Raw genomic sequence first — 2,099 nt, 5'->3', positions numbered from 1 at the left:
AAGCATGAAGCGTAAGCGCAAGAGGGCTGGTTGGAATAATGGCTATCTGGCAGGGCTGCTGAATATGTATATATTCGGTGAGGATAGTGGCTCAAATGCGAATGATTATCCTCGTGCGTAAGCCCTGAGATCCCTATGGTCAGGAAAGGTTCAAGTTTCAATTGAACGTAACAGAAACATGCTGAAACTACTCGGTATCAACGAATTGAGCATTTGATCGGCTGAAGAATGACGGCGTTATTCCAGTGGAGGACTATGGCTGTAACGGGCTAAAATCTCTTGTAGTTTCAATTTCAATTCATGTTTATTCAGAATAAAAGTGTATTTCTATGTCTTCCTTTGAATCATTAAAGAATAAGTTTCCTGATTGTATATGTGATGCAGATTGAATTGCGCTACTGACTTCTTAGGCAAAGTGACTACTCTTATCGATTTTAAAATATGTATTTGGTTTACATCCATGGATAGCCATATTCCAGTCACCAAAAATTGATTTTTTATTGTCATATTTGTCCTCAAATTCGACATAACCAATTATAAAGGATGCATAGTCAGGTACTTGTGAAAACTTGAAAATATTGAATTCATAACTTTTACTGCCAAGGTTTGAAAGCCTTTCATTGACTTGTTCTTCACAATTGTTGAGCAAAGGGAATCGATATAAGTTGTTATTCTGTCTGCCAGAATCCGTGCAGGCAGTGATGATGAATGAAAAAAATAGTATGGATAAGGTTCTCACTTTTTTTCCTGTTAAAAAGCTAAAAGCTTGATTAGTTAATTGATTGTGATTTATATTCATTTAGATCTGATGTGTTTTATAAAAACATCATACTTGTATGATATTTGCTTCTTTTTTTAATTCGATCTATGTGGAAATTACGTGATTTTTGGATTTGAAAATTGAGTCAACTGTGCCTGTTTCTGGACTAAAAATATTAAGGGTTTAACGTGATGTTGAAAAGGGTATAAGAGGGTAGAGGAAATAGTAGCCGGTCACTCGTAACGAATGAGAACCGGCTACCACTGAACATTAATCGGCAAAATAGCTGCAGCAATAATCCGTTACTTCCAGCACTTTGACCTTAAAGGATGCCTGGGCCGGTACCTGAAAACTCTCACCACCTTTAACAGCTTTCCACGCTTCATTGGGCAGTTGCACTTCCAGCTGACCCTGGGTGATTTCCATCAGTTCCCGCTGTGAGGTGCCAAACTCATAGTCGCCCGGCAGCATCACGCCCAGGGTTTTGCGGCTGCCATCGGCAAAGGTAACGCCACGGCTGGTGACATTGCCATCGAAATAAACATTGGCTTTCAGGTCAACGGAGACTTTATCAAACTGGGACATAGGGGCGTTCTCTTGTTTACTGTTACGGCTTTTTATCGGGCTTTGCGTCGGTGCGATGCCTTTGTACCCTGATCACTGGCCTCACATTACCAGAGGAGGCCTGTCAAAAGGTACGCTACCGCCCATCGGTTTACCACAGTCGTTTAACAACCGGGTGGAGCAGGGGCCTGATAGCTCGGAATTCCATTGTTTAGTTGGCCGATTGTACAGGTATTTTCTGGTCGCCGACCAGTATCCCTTACAGGAGAGGAGGTGAGCAGTATAAACAGTAAGTATTATTGGGTTTTAAACGACAAAGTTTCTACTTCTTGATTTAAGTCAATAAATTGTGTGCGGGAAATACGTATTCTGCAGTCACTCCTTTAGCGGGTTGCCGAAATCAGCAGGTAGCAGCAAGAACAACAAGGCGGGACTGGATTCCCTGCCGCTAAAGGAAAAAGAATATACACCACTCCAATAACAATAAAAATCGCTCTGCGCTGTCTGACAGCACTCCAACCCCGTTTTTACGGGGTTTCTGTTTTTGGTGCAGGGCTACTTTCACAGAGTTAGGTATCACACCGGATGCGCCTGCGGCACTTGATCCGTAAGATAGTGACCTCAACAAACAGGCTGAGACCTCGCGTTTGTCATCACCGATGTAATAAGTCTTCAAAACACCAGTTTAATTTGACCTCCCGATTAACCCTTTTCTGGCCGATTGTTTTCCTGTTGGTATCAAGCAGGGAGCAGCGCCATGACCAATCGAGAGGAC

At 42.4% G+C, this 2,099-nt stretch carries 2 protein-coding genes; both read right to left on the bottom strand.

Features of this window, described 5'->3' with window-relative positions; all coding sequences use genetic code 11:
• Window positions 1-406: 406 nt before the first annotated feature.
• On the bottom strand, window positions 407-799 hold the full coding sequence (locus AK963_RS28130) for a hypothetical protein (protein ID WP_139117737.1): 393 nt from the start codon (window positions 797-799) through the stop codon (window positions 407-409).
• A gap of 231 nt (window positions 800-1,030) precedes the next feature.
• On the bottom strand, window positions 1,031-1,345 hold the full coding sequence (ppnP, locus tag AK963_RS28125) for a pyrimidine/purine nucleoside phosphorylase (protein ID WP_066018614.1): 315 nt from the start codon (window positions 1,343-1,345) through the stop codon (window positions 1,031-1,033).
• Between the last annotated feature and the right edge of the window lie 754 nt (window positions 1,346-2,099).

Origin of the sequence: Endozoicomonas atrinae, assembly GCF_001647025.1 — a bacterium.
GTDB lineage: Bacteria > Pseudomonadota > Gammaproteobacteria > Pseudomonadales > Endozoicomonadaceae > Endozoicomonas > Endozoicomonas atrinae.
Note: the sequence above shows the minus strand (reverse complement) of the source record. Positions and strands in the feature narration are given on the sequence as shown.